The sequence below is a fragment of the Allobosea sp. OK403 genome, assembly GCF_900113835.1.
Taxonomy (GTDB): Bacteria; Pseudomonadota; Alphaproteobacteria; order Rhizobiales; family Beijerinckiaceae; genus Allobosea.
On sequence record NZ_FOQV01000002.1, the window covers coordinates 34,312 to 48,773 of the forward strand.

14 protein-coding genes are annotated in these 14,462 nt (G+C 65.5%); 1 reads left to right on the plus strand and 13 read right to left on the minus strand.

Annotated features, from left to right (window positions below):
• Nucleotides 1-398: 398 nt before the first annotated feature.
• Nucleotides 399-1,967 (minus strand): 2-isopropylmalate synthase, encoded by a 1,569-nt coding sequence (locus tag BMZ97_RS05970; protein WP_069692422.1) that lies wholly within the window; start codon nucleotides 1,965-1,967, stop codon nucleotides 399-401.
• 310 nt (nucleotides 1,968-2,277) lie between these two features.
• A complete protein-coding gene (locus tag BMZ97_RS05975; protein WP_092166725.1) occupies nucleotides 2,278-2,760 on the minus strand; it encodes a hypothetical protein in 483 nt (160 codons plus the stop codon).
• Nucleotides 2,761-2,879: 119 nt separating this feature from the next.
• On the opposite strand from BMZ97_RS05975, the gene BMZ97_RS05980 reads away from it, so the two are divergent.
• Complete coding sequence (locus tag BMZ97_RS05980; protein WP_139221164.1) at nucleotides 2,880-3,251, plus strand: hypothetical protein; 372 nt, start codon at nucleotides 2,880-2,882, stop codon at nucleotides 3,249-3,251.
• Between the two features lie 12 nt (nucleotides 3,252-3,263).
• Here BMZ97_RS05980 and BMZ97_RS05985 read toward each other — a convergent pair whose 3' ends face one another.
• The 11 genes from BMZ97_RS05985 to BMZ97_RS06035 all read right to left on the minus strand — a co-directional run bounded on the left by BMZ97_RS05985 (nucleotide 3,264) and on the right by BMZ97_RS06035 (nucleotide 14,337).
• On the minus strand, nucleotides 3,264-3,632 hold the full coding sequence (locus BMZ97_RS05985; protein ID WP_092166728.1) for a hypothetical protein: 369 nt from the start codon (nucleotides 3,630-3,632) through the stop codon (nucleotides 3,264-3,266).
• A 98-nt stretch (nucleotides 3,633-3,730) separates the two neighbouring features.
• The gene (locus BMZ97_RS05990; protein ID WP_092166730.1) at nucleotides 3,731-5,806 is read right to left on the minus strand and encodes a M3 family metallopeptidase; all 2,076 of its coding nucleotides are present in this window, start codon (nucleotides 5,804-5,806) and stop codon (nucleotides 3,731-3,733) included.
• A 157-nt stretch (nucleotides 5,807-5,963) separates the two neighbouring features.
• Nucleotides 5,964-6,698 (minus strand): hypothetical protein, encoded by a 735-nt coding sequence (locus tag BMZ97_RS05995; RefSeq protein WP_092166732.1) that lies wholly within the window; start codon nucleotides 6,696-6,698, stop codon nucleotides 5,964-5,966.
• A complete protein-coding gene (locus BMZ97_RS06000; RefSeq protein WP_092166734.1) occupies nucleotides 6,695-7,597 on the minus strand; it encodes a PhzF family phenazine biosynthesis protein in 903 nt (300 codons plus the stop codon). Before BMZ97_RS06000 ends, BMZ97_RS05995 begins: the two co-directional genes overlap by 4 nt.
• Complete coding sequence (locus BMZ97_RS06005; RefSeq protein WP_092166735.1) at nucleotides 7,594-8,718, minus strand: endonuclease/exonuclease/phosphatase family protein; 1,125 nt, start codon at nucleotides 8,716-8,718, stop codon at nucleotides 7,594-7,596. The genes BMZ97_RS06000 and BMZ97_RS06005 overlap by 4 nt, the downstream gene beginning before the upstream one ends.
• 6 nt (nucleotides 8,719-8,724) lie before the next feature.
• Nucleotides 8,725-9,573, minus strand: coding sequence for a pyridoxal kinase PdxY (gene pdxY, locus BMZ97_RS06010; protein ID WP_092166737.1), 849 nt, complete (start codon nucleotides 9,571-9,573; stop codon nucleotides 8,725-8,727).
• Nucleotides 9,574-9,670: 97 nt separating this feature from the next.
• On the minus strand, nucleotides 9,671-10,078 hold the full coding sequence (locus BMZ97_RS06015) for a nuclear transport factor 2 family protein (protein WP_092166739.1): 408 nt from the start codon (nucleotides 10,076-10,078) through the stop codon (nucleotides 9,671-9,673).
• Nucleotides 10,079-10,136: 58 nt separating this feature from the next.
• On the minus strand, nucleotides 10,137-11,171 hold the full coding sequence (locus BMZ97_RS06020) for an ABC transporter substrate-binding protein (RefSeq protein WP_092166741.1): 1,035 nt from the start codon (nucleotides 11,169-11,171) through the stop codon (nucleotides 10,137-10,139).
• Nucleotides 11,172-11,295: 124 nt separating this feature from the next.
• On the minus strand, nucleotides 11,296-12,657 hold the full coding sequence (locus tag BMZ97_RS06025; RefSeq protein WP_092166743.1) for a DUF3592 domain-containing protein: 1,362 nt from the start codon (nucleotides 12,655-12,657) through the stop codon (nucleotides 11,296-11,298).
• A 67-nt stretch (nucleotides 12,658-12,724) separates the two neighbouring features.
• A complete protein-coding gene (locus tag BMZ97_RS06030; protein WP_092166745.1) occupies nucleotides 12,725-13,516 on the minus strand; it encodes an ABC transporter permease in 792 nt (263 codons plus the stop codon).
• Complete coding sequence (locus BMZ97_RS06035) at nucleotides 13,513-14,337, minus strand: ABC transporter ATP-binding protein (protein WP_092168610.1); 825 nt, start codon at nucleotides 14,335-14,337, stop codon at nucleotides 13,513-13,515. Before BMZ97_RS06035 ends, BMZ97_RS06030 begins: the two co-directional genes overlap by 4 nt.
• Nucleotides 14,338-14,462 lie beyond the last annotated feature (125 nt).

Consider the following 14,462-nt stretch of genomic DNA (forward strand, 5'->3'; position numbering starts at 1 on the left):
GCGGGCGCGCGCTCTTTCGGCCGCGCCGAGGCCGAACTACAGGCAAAGATCCTGTCCACGCCAAGTGCACCCTGGCGTGGCATGCGCGATTTCAGGGGAAAACCAAGCCTGCAGCACCCTCAGGAAGTGATCTCAGCAAGGTGATGGCTGCCGTCGCCGCGCTGCAGCACGCTGCCCGGCATCGCCGACATGCGCTCCTCCTTCGTCCCGACGACGATCAAGCCGGACAAGGGCTAGCCGGTGTGAGGGGGCGTAGCGTGTCATCCCGCACGCGCTGCGGCACGAAGTGCTGCTGCGCAGATGCGGGACCGTCATCAGGACAGGCGCCTTCTCGTCGCGCGGTCCCGTGTCTGCGCCGCGGCATGAATGCCGCAGCGCGCACGGGATGACGCGGCGCCCTACTCCGCCGCGGCCTGCGCATGCAGGCGCACGCCCTTGGCGACGAGCTTGTTGAGCGCCACCAGATAAGCCTTGGCCGAGGAGACCAGCGTATCGGGATCAGCGCCGCGCCCGGTCACCGACGAGCCCTCATGCGAGAGCCTGACCGTCACCTCGGCCTGCGCGTCGGTGCCCTCGGTCACGGCGTGGACGTCGTAGAGTTCCAGCACCGCCTCATGCGGCACGATCGCCTTGATGGCGTTGAACACGGCGTCGATTGGCCCGTTGCCCTCAGCTTCCTCGGTGACGAAGCGGCCATCGACATCGAGCTTCATGGTCGCGCGCTGCGGCCCGCGCGTGCCGGCGATCACGGTCAGCGAAACCAGCCTGACGCGGTCATGCGCCGAGGCCAGATTCTCGTCGACCAGCGCCTCGATATCCTCGTCATAGACATGCTTCTTGCGGTCGGCCAAGGCCTTGAAGCGCGTGAAGGCGTCCTCGAGCTGGTTGTCGCCCAGATCGTAGCCCATCTCCTTCAGCTTGGAGCGGAAGGCGGCGCGGCCGGAATGCTTGCCCATCACCAGAGAGGTCTTGGAGACGCCGACCGATTCCGGCGTCATGATCTCGTAGGTCGTCTGGTTCTTCAGCATGCCGTCCTGGTGGATGCCGCTCTCATGGGCGAAGGCGTTCCGGCCGACGATCGCCTTGTTGTACTGCACCGGGAAGGAGCAGGCGGTCGAGACGGCCTTCGAGGCGCGCGTCAGCAGCGAGGCGTCGATGCCGGTGTCGTAGGGCAGGACATCGCCGCGCACGCGCAGCGCCATCACCACCTCTTCCAGAGCGGCATTGCCGGCACGCTCGCCGATGCCATTGATGGTGCATTCGATCTGACGCGCCCCGCCCTCGATGCCGGCCAGCGAATTGGCCACCGCCAGCCCCAGATCATTGTGGCAATGCACCGAGAAGATCGCCTTGTCGGCATTGGGCACGCGCTCGCGGATCTGGCGGAACATGGCGCGATACTCGTCGGGCACAGCATAGCCGACCGTATCGGGCAGGTTGATCGTGGTCGCGCCTGCCTTGATGGCGGCCTCGACCGTGCGGCAGAGATAGTCGATCGGGGTGCGGGTCGCGTCCATCGCCGACCATTCGACATCCTCGACCAGGTTGCGGGCCTGGGCCACCGTCTTCGTGATGATCTCCAGAACCTCGTCTTCGCTCTTGCGCATCTGGTGCTCCAGATGGATCGGCGAGGTCGAGACGAAGGTGTGGATGCGCGGCTTGGCGGCATGGCGGACCGCCTCGCCGGCGCGTGCGATGTCCGCGCTGATCGCGCGGGCGAGGCCCGCGACCGTCGCACGCTTGATCCGCCTGGCGATGGCAGAGACCGCCTCGAAATCGCCGTCGGATGCGATCGGGAAGCCGGCCTCGATGATGTCGACGCCCATCGCGTCGAGTACGTCGGCAACCTCGAGCTTCTCCTCGAAGGTCATGGTGGCGCCGGGGCACTGTTCGCCGTCGCGCAAGGTGGTGTCGAAGATCAGCACGCGGTCCTTGGAGGAGGAGGCGTTGCGGGTCGCATCGGTCATGGTCGTGATCCTGTAGAGGGCCGCGCCGCTATGGTTGAAGGCAGGCGCAGAATGTCTGGAAGGCGGTTCTCGTCACTCCCCTGAGCGCCCAGGCATGCATGCCCGGCCGGCCCTCAGGGGCGGCTAAGGAGAAGAAGCAGTCCAAGACCGAGCGGAGCGCGCATGCCGGCAGCCCGCGCAGCAGCGCGGTTCTGGCTCAGAGCATGGGTGGCGGATGCGGCCACAGGCGTTCCTCGTATCGACCCAAACTGCATAACCGATAGCAGGGGGGCAAGGCAAGGCAGGGTTTTCCATCTCGCCTTATCCGCACTCACGCCGCCGCGCTGCTGCGGGCCTTGACCACGGCGAGTGGCGCCGTGGGCGCGGGCCAGAGCTGGACGCGATAGAAATCGTCACCCTCGAGCCCGTCCTCGCTCAGCGTGTCGAGGCCGGCATAGGAGACACGAACCCGGTAGCTTCCCGGCGGCACGCTGAGGCGCGGCGCATCGGGCAGATAATCCGTGCAGCCGGCAATCGCGACGTTGCCGGAGCGGACGGTGAAGGAGCCCTCATTGACCATGTCCCACTCGCCAAAATCGGCGGGAGGCGCCAGCGCATGGAGCGAGACGACGACCGGCACGGTCATGTTGCGCACTGTGCCGACACCGATGGATTGCACCGATGCTGCGAACAGCCGCTCGACGGCCTCGTCCGTCCAGAGCGAGCCGAAATCGTCATTGGCCGTCTCGTCCTGGATGTAGAACTGGAAATAATCGGCGAAGATCGCGAGTTCGATCGTGGTCTCCGTCGTCATGGGCGCTCCTCTTGAAACTGCGCCGGTCTTGCAACAGCGCCAGCAACCTCCAGCGCGACCATGTCGAGAGTGTGTCGCGCCACGCAGCCGGCATGTTGTTGGCCGCCCCGGAATCGGTCATGGTCACGCGTCTTTCGTCGATCGGACATGCCGCCATGCGCGCTTTTGCTCTCCTCGCTACCCTCGGCATCGCCCTTGCCGGCTGTCAGACTCGGCCCGTCGCTCCGCCCGCGCCGCCGCCAGAGCAGGCCTATCCCGGCGTGACGCCGAGCACCTTCCATATGCCGGGCGGTTCGGGATGCTCCGGCGAGGTCGAGCGCTTCCAGGCCGTGATGGATAACGACCTCGCCACCGGGCATACCACCAAGGGCGTCCACGCTCGCGTCAGCGCTGAGATCGCAACCGCCCGCTCGACCTGCACTGCAGGCAATGAAGGCGGCGCGATGGGGCAAATCCACGCGACCAAGACGAGGTTCGGCTATCCGGGCTGAGGCCGGAGAGCCTTAGCGCTCGTTGAGGTTATGGACCTTGGTGGTGGTGTTGCCGCCGCAAGTGTAGCAGCACTCGGTGCATGCCTGCTTGCCGCCCTGGCCCATGCCCCAGTAACGCGCCGCATTGCCCTTGAGCCAGGCACCGTAGCAGATTTTCTCGCCCTTGATGCAGGTCAGCGGGTAACTCACCGTGTCATAGGTGCGGTTGACATAGACCTTGCCGCCGCCCGGCCATTCATTACGCCGGTTCTGCGAGTAGAAGGCGACTTCGATCGCATTGGCCGAAAAGCTGCGCAGCTTCCAGGTCATGACGTCGGCGGATGCGGCCGACGGCATCAGAACGGCGGCCGTCAGCAGGCCCGCAAGGCAGTGTCGCAGCATGGATCCCCCCGGTGGGGAGAGATCCTCCCCTTGGGTCAATCGTGCTCATTTAGCCAAATAACGCAAGGGCTTGCCTGAGGTTGCAAAGTCTGCCGCACTCACGCGGCGAGCCCACGCTTCTCCAGCAGCGCATCCGGCGTCGGCAGCCTGCCCCTGAACAGCGTATAAGCCTCGGCCGGGTCGCGCGTATCGCCGGCCGAATAGATGTAGCGCTTCAGCTTGTTCGCAACCGCAGGCGCGAAGACGTCGCCAGCCTCAATGAAGGCGTTGAAGGCGTCGGCATCCATCACCTCCGACCAGAGATAGCTGTAATAGCCGGCCGAATAGCCGTCTCCGGAGAAGACATGGGTGAAATGCGGCGTGCGGTGACGCATGATGATCTCGTCCGGCATGCCGATCCGCTTAAGCTCCGCCGCCTCGAAAGCGAGCGGATCGATCTCGCCCGGATCCTCCAATGAATGGAAGGCGAGATCGACCAGCGCCGATGAGGTGTACTCCACGGTGGAGAACCCCTGGTTGAAAGTCTGCGCCGTCTTGATCTTGTCGATCAGCGCCGCGGGGATGGGCTCGCCGGTCTCGGCATGCAGGCAATAGGCCTGCATCACCTCTGATGTCAGGAACCAGTGCTCGTAAAGCTGCGAGGGCAGTTCGACGAAATCGCGCGAGACCGAAGTGCCGGCAAGCGAGCCGTAGTGCACATCCGAGAGCAAGCCATGCAAGGCGTGGCCGAATTCGTGGAACAGCGTGCGCGCATCATCGATCGAGAGCAGTGCCGGCTTGCCCTCCGCCGGTTTGGCGAAATTGCAGACATTGACGATGATCGGCCGAACCTCGCCGTCGAAATTGCGCTGGCCGCGATAGGCGCTCATCCAGGCGCCGGAGCGCTTCGAGGCGCGGGCGAAATAATCGCCGAGGAACAGGCCGATATGCCGGCCGCTCGCCACCTCCTTGACCTCCCAGATCCGCACATCCGGGTGATAGCCCTTGAGGTCAGGCTTCGCCTCGAAGGCAAGCCCGAACAGCTTGCCAGCGACATCGAAGGCCGCAGTGATGATGCGGTCGAGCTGGAGATAGGGCTTCAGCACCGCCTCGTCGAGCGCATAGGTCTGCTGGCGCACCTTCTCGGCATAATGGCGCCAGTCCCAGGGGCGGATCGGTCCGTTCTCGCCCTCGCTCTGCGCCAGCGCGGCGAGATCGGCTGCCTCCCGCGCGGCGCGCGCCTTGGCCGGTTTCCAGACCAGTTCGAGCAGGTCGCGGACATGGGTCGGCGTCTTCGCCATGGAATCGTCGAGCTTGAAATGCGCGAAGGTCGGAAAGCCAAGCAGCTTCGCCTTCTCCGCCCGAAGCTTCACCATCTCGGCGACGATGGCGCGGTTGTCGGTCTCCCCGCCATTCTCACCGCGCTTGCTCCAGGCAATGAAGGCCTCCTCGCGCAGATCGCGACGTGTCGAGAAGGTCAGGAAGGGCTCGATGATCGAGCGCGACAGCGTCACCGCATGTTTGCCCGCATGACCGCGGTCGGTAGCGGCGCGCGCCATCGCCGCGATCAGGAAGGTCGGCAGGCCGGCGAGCCCCGCCTCATCTTCGATGATCAGCGCATAGCTCGATTCGTCCTTCAGCACGTTCTGGCTGAACTGCGTGCCGAGCCCCGCAAGGCGTTCGTTGATCGCGGCGAGCCGCATCTTGTCTTCTGGGCCGAGCTGCGCGCCCGAACGGATGAAGCCGCGATGCGTCCGCTCCAGGAGCCGCGCCTGCTCGGCGTCCAGGCCTAACGTCTCGCGCCTGGCGAACACCGCATCGACGCGGGCAAACAGCGCGGGATCCATCATGATCGCCGACCAATGCCGCGAGGTAAGCGGCGACAGCTCGCGCTCGATCGCCTGCAGCGCCTCGTTCGTATCGGCTCCCGCAAGGTTGTAGAACACGCCGCCGACGCGGCTGAGCGCCCTGCCCGCGCGCTCCAGCGCCTCGATGGTGTTGGCGAAGTCCGGCGCCGCGGCCTCAGTGGTCAGCGCGTCGATCTCGGATCTGTGCTTGGAGAGTGCTGCCTCGAAGGCCGGGTGGATATGCTCGGGCGCGATTGCGGCAAAAGGCGGCAGACCAAAGGGCGTGTCCCAAACACGCGAAAACGGATTGTTGGCGGGCAGCGACAGGGCTTCGGGGGCAAGCGTCATCGGGGTATCCGGTTGAATTGAGGGCGTAGAACGCGGACGCACAAGACTAGAGCATTTTCGAGCGAAGTGGACACCGGTTCGCGTGAAGAAAATGCGATAAAACAAGAAGGTAGAGCATTCTCGCGCTTCGGAGAAACGCGGAAATGCTCTTGAAGGATCAGTCTCGCCGCCAGATATGGGCAAGATAAGGCCGCATGAAGAGTGGCATGTCGAGACGCTCGGCATCCTCGGGGCCGCGGACGATGGCGATATCGGCAAGCTCCGGCTCATCCTGCGTCGCCATGCGCGCGAGCATCAGCGCGCGCGCCGCCTCGGCCGGCATGGCGATGGAGACGGGCCGCATGAAGGCGATACGCCCGGGCAGGATCACCGCCGTCCAGCTCTCCTCCACCGTGATCTCGTCAAGCGTCAGCCCGGTCTCCTCGCAAAGCTCGCGCGTCACGCTGCCGGCGAGATCGAGCGTGCCGTCGGGCCGCGCATCCTCGCGGTCGGGCGTGCCGGCGGCGAAATAGACCTTGCCGGGATTGGCGGTGTGCTGCCCCATCACGCCGCACAGGAACGCACCGTCCGCGGCACGCAGAGCCGCCATTGCAAAGCCGTTGCGCACCACCGGACCCGGATGGCCGAAATCGCGCCAGCTGATGAAAGCGGCATAATCGGTCTCGAAATAGCCAGCCCGGAAGACGCCGTCGACGATCGCCGCGCGGTGCTGCAGCATCACCTTGCCGTTGAACATCGCCGGCTTGCCGGCGCTGATTCGGCCCCAATGCGCCACGATCTCGTCCGCACGCTCCCGCGCGAAAATCCAGTCATGAGGCTCGATCAGCGCCTCCAGGCCGGCAAGCTCGACAATCGCGCCATCGACAATGCCGTTCTGTCCGAGAGAGGTCACAGCAGCACGCCCTCGCTGACCAGCACCGCCGAGCCGCCGATGCGGGCCGAAACCAGCGCTCCGCTTGCGACCGTCAGTTCCAGCACGATCTGCGAGGGCCGGCCCATCTCATAGCCCTGCTCGATGACGAAGCGATGCTCGCCGTCGGCGGGTTTGTCGAAGGCCATGACCACGCCGGCGAAGGCGGCAGCAGCCCCACCGGTCGCAGGATCCTCTGCGATGCCGGCACCGGGCCAGAACATGCGTGCGTGATAGTGATGTCCCGTCTCAACGGTCTGCCGGCAATAGACGAAGGCGTTGGGATGCTCAGCAGGCTTCATCACCGCGTCCCAGCGGGACAGGTCGAGCTTGACCCTGCCGATTGCATCGAGGCCGGCCACCGGCACGAACGTAAAGGGGACACCTGCCGAGAACACAGCGGCACGATGCGCCTCGAACCCGATTTCGCTCTCCTCGAGCCCGAGCACGGCCGCGAGCGCGGCGTTGGCGGACGCGGCCTCGATCTCCTGCGGCAGGCGCGGCATGGTGAAGACCGCACGGCCAGAACGAGGCCCGTCGACCGAGACCGCACAAGGCACGAGCCCGACCTTCTCCTCCAGCACCAGGAGATCGGCCCCCATACCGTCGGCCGCATCGCGCAAGGCGAGCAGCACTGCCGTGCCGACCGTCGGATGTCCCGCGAAGGGCAGCTCCCGGCCGGGCGTGAAGATGCGGATCGCGGCGCGATGGCCGGCTTCAGCCGGCGGCGCCACGAACACCGTCTCCGACAGGTTGAATTCGCGCGTGATCGCCTGCATCGCCTCGGTATCGAGCCCCTCGGCATCGAGCACCACGGCGAGCGGATTGCCGGCATGCGCTTGGGTGGTGAAGACGTCGAGTGTGACGAAGCGGCGCTTCATGGAGACGGTCCCTCGGGAATGACGAGATCAATGGTCAGGGGGCTATGGTCGGAGGCTTTCGGCCGGTCCCAGCCGACGCGCGGATAGCGGTCGGCGCAGGTCGCGAGCCTTGCCATCGAGCGGTCGGGCGCGCGCGGATCGAGCGGCACGCGATAAGGCAGGCCGCGCCGGATCATCTGCATCGCGGGCTTAGGATTCGCCGCCGCCAGCGCCGGCGAGAGCAGGATGTGGTCGAGCGGCATGTGACTGTCGATCAGCCTCTGCTGGCTCTCCGACCAGAAGCGTCGAAAATGCGTCCAGCGCTCATACGCAGGCAGCGCCTCCATCGGATCGACGGCGAAATCCTCCAGCAACGGCTCGATGCCACTCTCGCCCTCGTCGACGATCTCGGCCAGAGGGCCGAGCCCATAGCGATAGGCGTTGAGATCGCCGAGCACGATCCAGTTCGCCTCGCGCCAGCCGCCGCCGAAGCGCGTCTTGACCAGATGCTTGACCGCCCTCGCCTCGGCGCAGCGCACCGGCAGCGTCGCCTGGCGGCCATCCTCGCGGCCATTGTCCATCGACTTCAGATGGCAGCCGAACAGGCTGAGCTTGCAGCTGCCGAAATCCAGCGCGACCTCCAGGCAATCGCGTGCAAACACCTTGCCATCGGGGCCGATGCCCAGCGCGGCGAGATCGCGGTCATGCACGCCAGCCTGCGCGAAGGTCAGGTCCTTGTGGGAGTGCACCGTAACCGCCTGCGGCGCCAGCAGGTCGCGCCGCGCCGCAAAGCCGATGTCGATATCGCGCCGGTCATTGCCGTCGAGCAATGCGAAATGGCCATAGCGATGGTCAGAGCTGCGATGGACGTAGTTGGCGAAGAAGGCCTGCAGGCTCGCGAGTGAATCGACCTCCTGCAGCATCCAGAGATCGGCCTGGGCCTCGGCGATGGCGAGCGCAGTCATCTGGCGCTTGTCGTCCTCCAGCGCCACCGCCAGCGAGCGCTCGACAGCATCGCGTTCGTCCGCGCGCGGAAAATGGAACAGCGACAGCGCCGCATCGGTCTCGAACCGCCCGCTCGGCCCGAAGCGATGCCGCGTCAGCAGGTTCTCGACATTGAAGGTGCCGATGCGCAGCTTCATGCCGGTTCAGACCGGCTCGGGGACGAACTGGTGCGATGGCGTCACGAACTCGTCCTGCGCCGCGACCATCAGGATCTCGCGCGAACCCGCCTCTTTGGTCCGCTTCAGCAGGCCGTAGATCGAGGCCGAGGCCTTAGCGAGCGCGGCTGCCGCCGATCCCTCGCGCAGATAATGGGTGAAGAACAGCGCTGCGATGGCGTCGCCAGCGCCATTGAGGCTGACATCGAGTTTCGGCGTGCGCACCCGCCAGGAGCCCTTGGCGTCTGAGGCCATCATGTCGATGGCGTCGTCAGGGGTTTCATTGGTCGAGAGCGACGTCACCAGCACGACCCTCGGCCCGCTGTCGCGCAGTGCCTCAGTCGCGCGATGCGCATCGGCGATGGTCTTGATCGCGATATCGGTCAGCAATTCCAGCTCGAACTGGTTGGGCGTCACGATATCAGCCGCCGGCACCGCCTGCTCGCGCATGAATTCGGGGATGCCCGGCCGCACGAAGATCCCGCGCCCGACATCGCCGATGACAGGATCGCAGCAATAGAGCGCCTTGGGATTGGCCGCGCGCACGCGCTCCACCGCCGAAAGGATGGCATGCCCGATATCGGCCGAGCCCATATAGCCGGAGAGCACACCGTCGCAGGACGGCAGCACGCCGCGCTCGGCAATGCCTTCCATCACCTCGTCGATCATGCCGCCGTCGAAGACGCGGCCCTTCCAGGCGCCATAACCGGTGTGATTGGAAAACTGGACGGTGTGGATCGGCCAGACCTCGACGCCCAGGCGCTGCATCGGGAACACGGCGGAGGCATTGCCGACATGACCATAAGCGACATGCGACTGGATCGAGAGGATGTTCATGAGGCAACGCGCTTGGTGACGGAAACGAAAGCTCTACCCGCTCGCCCCGCCTCGCCGCAAATCGAAAGCGGTGATGGCCGCGATCAATCCTTCAGGGTCACGAGCCAGTCAGCTGGGCGACGCCGGCCGTATCAGTGAACTGGACCAGGCTCAGGATCTTGCCGTCTGCGATCGTGAACAGGTCCATGACCTCGAAGGGCGCGCTGCGCCCGCTTGGGACACACAGCACATCCGCACGCCAATGCAATGCCGCCCTGTCGTCCTCGATCGTCAGCGCAAGCGTCTCGAGATTGCTGAAGACGAAGGCGCCGATCAGCTCTGCCATCTGCGCGCGCACAGCGGCATGGCCGGTCGGCTGCATGAACATCGGCGCGGGCGCCGACGCTCCCGAGAGCCGATAGCTGCAATCGCGATGGAAATAGCCCATCACGGCGTCGAGGTCGCCGCGATGGCGCGCCTCATAGGCATCCTTGATCAGGGTCTCGATCGCAGCGCGCCCGGTCATCTCGCCTCTCCTTGCGTCAGAGGCGAGTGTGACCAGCGCACCGGACAATGTCGAGAGGTCAGGAGCCGGACGCCGCCTTCTTCGCGAAGGTATCGATGAAGGTCTTCTTCAGATCGACATTCGACGTCGCCAGTTCCGGGTCGAGCAGCTTCAGCGCGTCATAGACGCTCTGCTGGCCTTCGGGCGGCGAGATGCCGGTGCGCGAATAGCTCTCCTGCGAGTTCTTGACCGCGCGCAGATAAAGCGGCTTGTCGCCAAGCAGATATTCCGGCGGCACGAGGTCGGCAACATCCTCGGGTTTGGCCGTCTCCAGCCATTTCAGCGCCTTGACGAAGGCGTTGACGAGTTTTTGCGTCGTCACCGGGTTCTTCTCGGCGAATTCACCCTTGAGATACAGCACCGCGGCGGGGTTCGAGCCGCCGAAGAGAGCGCGCGTGCCGGCCTCGGTGCGCGTATCGATCAGCGTGACGATGTCGCCATCGGCTTCGAGCTTCGAGGTCACGGGGTCGAGATGCGAGATGATGTCGACCTGGCCCTGCTTGATCGCGGCGACCGCGCTCGCGCCGGCGCCGATGCCGATGATCGGCGCATCCGTCGCCTTCAGCCCGGCCTTGACCATGGCGTATTGCGCGGTCAGCGCCGTCGAGGAGCCCGGCGCAGTGACGCCGATCTTCAGCCCCTTGAAGTCGGCGGCCGATTTGACCTTGTCGGCGAGCTCCTTGCGCACGGCGATGGTGATCGCCGGGAAGCGCCCGAGCTCGACCACGGCGCGCACATCCTGGCCCTTGGCCTGCATGCGGATGGTGTGCTCATAGGCGCCGGTGACGACATCGACCGAACCTCCAACCAGCGCCTGCAGCGATTTGGCGCCGCCGCCGAAATCATTGATCTCGACATCGAGCCCCTGCTCCTTGAAGAAGCCCTTCTTCTCGGCGACCGTCAGCGGGAGATAATAGAGCAATTGCTTGCCGCCGACGCCGAGCGTCAGCTTGGATTTTTCGGCGTTCTGGGCCAACGCGGCCCGGGTAAAGCCCGGAGCGCTCCAGGCCGCCAGCGCGACGCCGGCCGCCATGATCAGATGTCTGCGGTTCATCGGGTTTCCTTCCCTGAGGATGCTTTGCTTTGAAAGCCTTGTTGGGAAGCAGTTCTAGATTAGTCGCAGGCCTCGCGCCAACCCCGCCTTGAGTCAAAGGCGTTGCCGAATCGAGCCGGCGATTTCATCGAAAGATGTGGCTGGCATAGAGCGCAACGCCGAAGCAGAACAGCGCGATCCCGAGCAGGATCCAGCTCGCGCCGGTCGGGTTCTCCAGCGCGGCCTGGGAGGGGTTTGCGGGGTCGTAATGCACCTCGACCTCAGCCCCGGCCGGATAGCGGTCGGCGACCTTCTCCGCGCTGCCTTGCGAGCCCGACATCTGCATGCCGAGCGCGATCTGGCGGCTGCTGAAGCTGTGGCCGCGAACCTGATAGCTGAATTCGACGACCGGCGCATAGCTCGTACGGGCCCGGCCGTCTTCCGTGCTCCTGCGCTGCTCGACGCGGCTCACGGTGACGCGGCCCGGCACGACCGGCCAGGCATTGGCGCGGGCGAGATAGCGGCGATAGGCGAGGAAGAACAGCAGCGCCGCGCAGCCGAAGCAGAAGGCGAACAGCATCACCGGCACCTCGGCCTGCGGCAGGCTCGCCTGCAGTGTTTCCGCCCCTTGCGTGAGTGCCCAGTATCCACCCGCGCCCAGCAAAGCCAGCACCAGGAGAACCGCGCCGCAGCCCTTGACCGCGCCCTTGGGCGCATCCCGTTCCAGCACGCAGCTCTCGGGATCGGCGGGGTCGTAATATACCGTCACCGCCGCGCCGACCGGGTAGCGCGCCAGCGCCTCCTCGGCAAAGGGCCCGCTGATGTCGCCGATGCTGATCCGGCTGCCCTGATAGCTCCGTCCGCCGACCGAGAAGCTGTAAGCGACGGCGGGAATGTTGACGATGGTGGCGTCATCGCCCACCCCGGAGCGGCGGGTCGCCATGCGCGAGCTCGTGATGCGCCCCTGCGCCGGCAGCCAGCTCTTGGCCCGGCGCAGCTGGATCGCCTTGTGGGCGACCATCGCGATGATCATGACCACGACCGGAAGGGCGATCAGCCCGATCGTGCCCAGCGTCGTATTGGGGACCGGCAGCGTCTCCAGCCAGCTATCGGGCAGATTGGTGACCAGGAAGATCAGCGCGATCGAGGCGATGACAGCTGCGATCGCCCAGACCGGCGGCTCGCCCGCCGCCTCGGCCGCTTTCCGCGGCGACAATTGGCGCAGCCAGGACCGGTCGCGGCGCCAACCGACCTCGCCACGCAGGGCCGCCAGCAGAATCGCCTTCAATGTCGCGGCATCGACCGGATCGGGGGCGGTGAAGCGATTCTGGCCGTCATGATAGGTCAGCCGGAACGAGCCGTCACCGTTCAGGAAGGCTTCGACATCGCCGTCATCGTCGCCGAGATTGACGAACCAGCCGGACTCGCCGCCATGCCCGTCGATGGCGGCGGTGATGTCGGCAGGCTTCGGCGCCTCGATAATGCGGCCGTTGAGTTCCAGCTCCATGGCAGGCCTCCGCCATCGCGGAGACGAGCATGAGCCCGCGATCGCCGGCGATCAAGCGAAGATGACCTTACGTCGTCGTGGTCGAACTCTGCCCTGGCCGCCAGACCAGCAACCGCTTCTCGACCAGCGTCACCAGCGCATCGATCGCGATCACGAAGATCGCCAGGATCAGCATGCCGGAGAACACCCCGGTGACGTCGAAGACGCTCTCGGCCTCGTGGATCTTGTAGCCCAAGCCCGCCGAGGAGCCGAGATATTCACCGACCACCGCGCCGACCAGAGCAAAGCCCACCGAAGTGTGCAGCGAGGAGAACATCCAGGTCAGCGCAGAAGGCCAATAGACATGGCGGAAGAGCTGGCGTTCGTTCATGCCGAGCATGCGGGCGTTCGCCAGCACGGTCGGCGAAACCTCGCGCACGCCTTGGTAGACGTTGAAGAAGACGATGAAGAAGACCAGCGTGAAGCCGAGCGCCACCTTCGACCAGATGCCGAGCCCGAACCAGAGCGCGAAGATCGGCGCCAGCACGACACGCGGCAAGGCGTTCGCCGCCTTGATATAGGGGTCGAAGACCGCAGCCAGCAATTCCTGCCGTGCGAAGGTGAAGCCGAAGAAGATGCCTGCGGCCGAGCCGATGACGAAAGCGAGCACGGTCTCGGTCAGCGTGATGCCGAGATGCCAGTAGATGTCGGGCCCGATCAGCTGGTTGAAGGTCCGCCCCAGCACGGCAGCGGGCGTCGAGAAGAAGAACTGGATCGTCTTGACCTCACCGAACAGCGGATAGGCGGTGACGACGTGCCAGATCAGCAGGAAGACGACCATGACCAGCGCCTGCAGACCGAGAAGCTTGGCGCGGTTCATGGCGCGTCTCCCTCGACCAGCTCGCGACCGTCGCCCATCGCATAGGCCTTCTGAACCTCGACTCTGAGCGAGGCCCAGATGTCGCGATGGATCTCGTGGAAGGCTTTTTCCAGCCGGATCTCGGCGATGTCGCGCGGGCGCGGCAGCGGCACGCGGTAATCGGCAACGATGCCGGCGGCGGGCCCTGCCGACATCACGACGACGCGGTCGGAGAGCGAGATCGCCTCCTCCAGATCATGCGTCACGAAGATCAGCGCCTTGCGGTCCTTCGACCAGAGATCGAGCAGGAGATTGCCCATGATCTGTCGGGTCTGCGCATCGAGCGGGCCGAAAGGCTCGTCCATCAGCAGGATTTCCGGGTTGCGGATCAACATCTGCGCGAGGCTGACGCGCTTGCGCTGGCCGCCTGAAAGCATATGCGGATAGCGATCGACAAAGGCGCGCAAGCCCACCCTGCCAAGCCATTCGCGTGCCCGGGCGTCGGCCTGCGCATCGGAAACGCCCATCGGCTCCAGCGCGACCTTGACGTTGTCGAGCGCCGTCTTCCACGGCATCAGCGCATCGGCCTGGAAGAGATAGCCGGCCCGCCGGTTCAGGCCCGAGAGCGGCTTGCCGAAGATGCCGACCGTGCCGGCCGAGGGCACGAGCAGACCTGCCGCCGCGTTGAGCAAGGTTGACTTGCCGCAGCCGGTTGGCCCCACGACCGAGACGAACTCGCCCGCGGCAACCGAGAGGTTGATCCCGGTGACCGCCTTGTAGCGCTTGCCGCCATCGATGTGGAAGGTGATGTCGAGCCCGCTGAGGGCGACCGCAGGCGACATCTCGCCTGCTCCCGCATCGTGCTGCGGGGGGTGGTGCAACTCCATGAAATCCGTTTCCCCGTCGGCCTGGCGCATCGATCCGCGCTCGCCGCTCATGCCTTGATCTTTGCAGCCGAGATTATGCG

What these genes read in the sequence shown, in the direction of transcription:
- BMZ97_RS05970 (WP_069692422.1), bottom strand. Translation starts at nt 1,967, where the DNA reads ATGACCGATGCGACCCGCAACGCCTCCTCCTCCAAGGACCGCGTGCTG.
- BMZ97_RS05975 (WP_092166725.1), bottom strand. Translation starts at nt 2,760, where the DNA reads ATGACGACGGAGACCACGATCGAACTCGCGATCTTCGCCGATTATTTC.
- BMZ97_RS05980 (WP_139221164.1), top strand. Translation starts at nt 2,880, where the DNA reads ATGGTCACGCGTCTTTCGTCGATCGGACATGCCGCCATGCGCGCTTTT.
- BMZ97_RS05985 (WP_092166728.1), bottom strand. Translation starts at nt 3,632, where the DNA reads ATGCTGCGACACTGCCTTGCGGGCCTGCTGACGGCCGCCGTTCTGATG.
- BMZ97_RS05990 (WP_092166730.1), bottom strand. Translation starts at nt 5,806, where the DNA reads ATGACGCTTGCCCCCGAAGCCCTGTCGCTGCCCGCCAACAATCCGTTT.
- BMZ97_RS06000 (WP_092166734.1), bottom strand. Translation starts at nt 7,597, where the DNA reads ATGAAGCGCCGCTTCGTCACACTCGACGTCTTCACCACCCAAGCGCAT.
- BMZ97_RS06005 (WP_092166735.1), bottom strand. Translation starts at nt 8,718, where the DNA reads ATGAAGCTGCGCATCGGCACCTTCAATGTCGAGAACCTGCTGACGCGG.
- pdxY (WP_092166737.1), bottom strand. Translation starts at nt 9,573, where the DNA reads ATGAACATCCTCTCGATCCAGTCGCATGTCGCTTATGGTCATGTCGGC.
- BMZ97_RS06015 (WP_092166739.1), bottom strand. Translation starts at nt 10,078, where the DNA reads ATGACCGGGCGCGCTGCGATCGAGACCCTGATCAAGGATGCCTATGAG.
- BMZ97_RS06020 (WP_092166741.1), bottom strand. Translation starts at nt 11,171, where the DNA reads ATGAACCGCAGACATCTGATCATGGCGGCCGGCGTCGCGCTGGCGGCC.
- BMZ97_RS06025 (WP_092166743.1), bottom strand. Translation starts at nt 12,657, where the DNA reads ATGGAGCTGGAACTCAACGGCCGCATTATCGAGGCGCCGAAGCCTGCC.
- BMZ97_RS06030 (WP_092166745.1), bottom strand. Translation starts at nt 13,516, where the DNA reads ATGAACCGCGCCAAGCTTCTCGGTCTGCAGGCGCTGGTCATGGTCGTC.
- BMZ97_RS06035 (WP_092168610.1), bottom strand. Translation starts at nt 14,337, where the DNA reads ATGTCGCCTGCGGTCGCCCTCAGCGGGCTCGACATCACCTTCCACATC.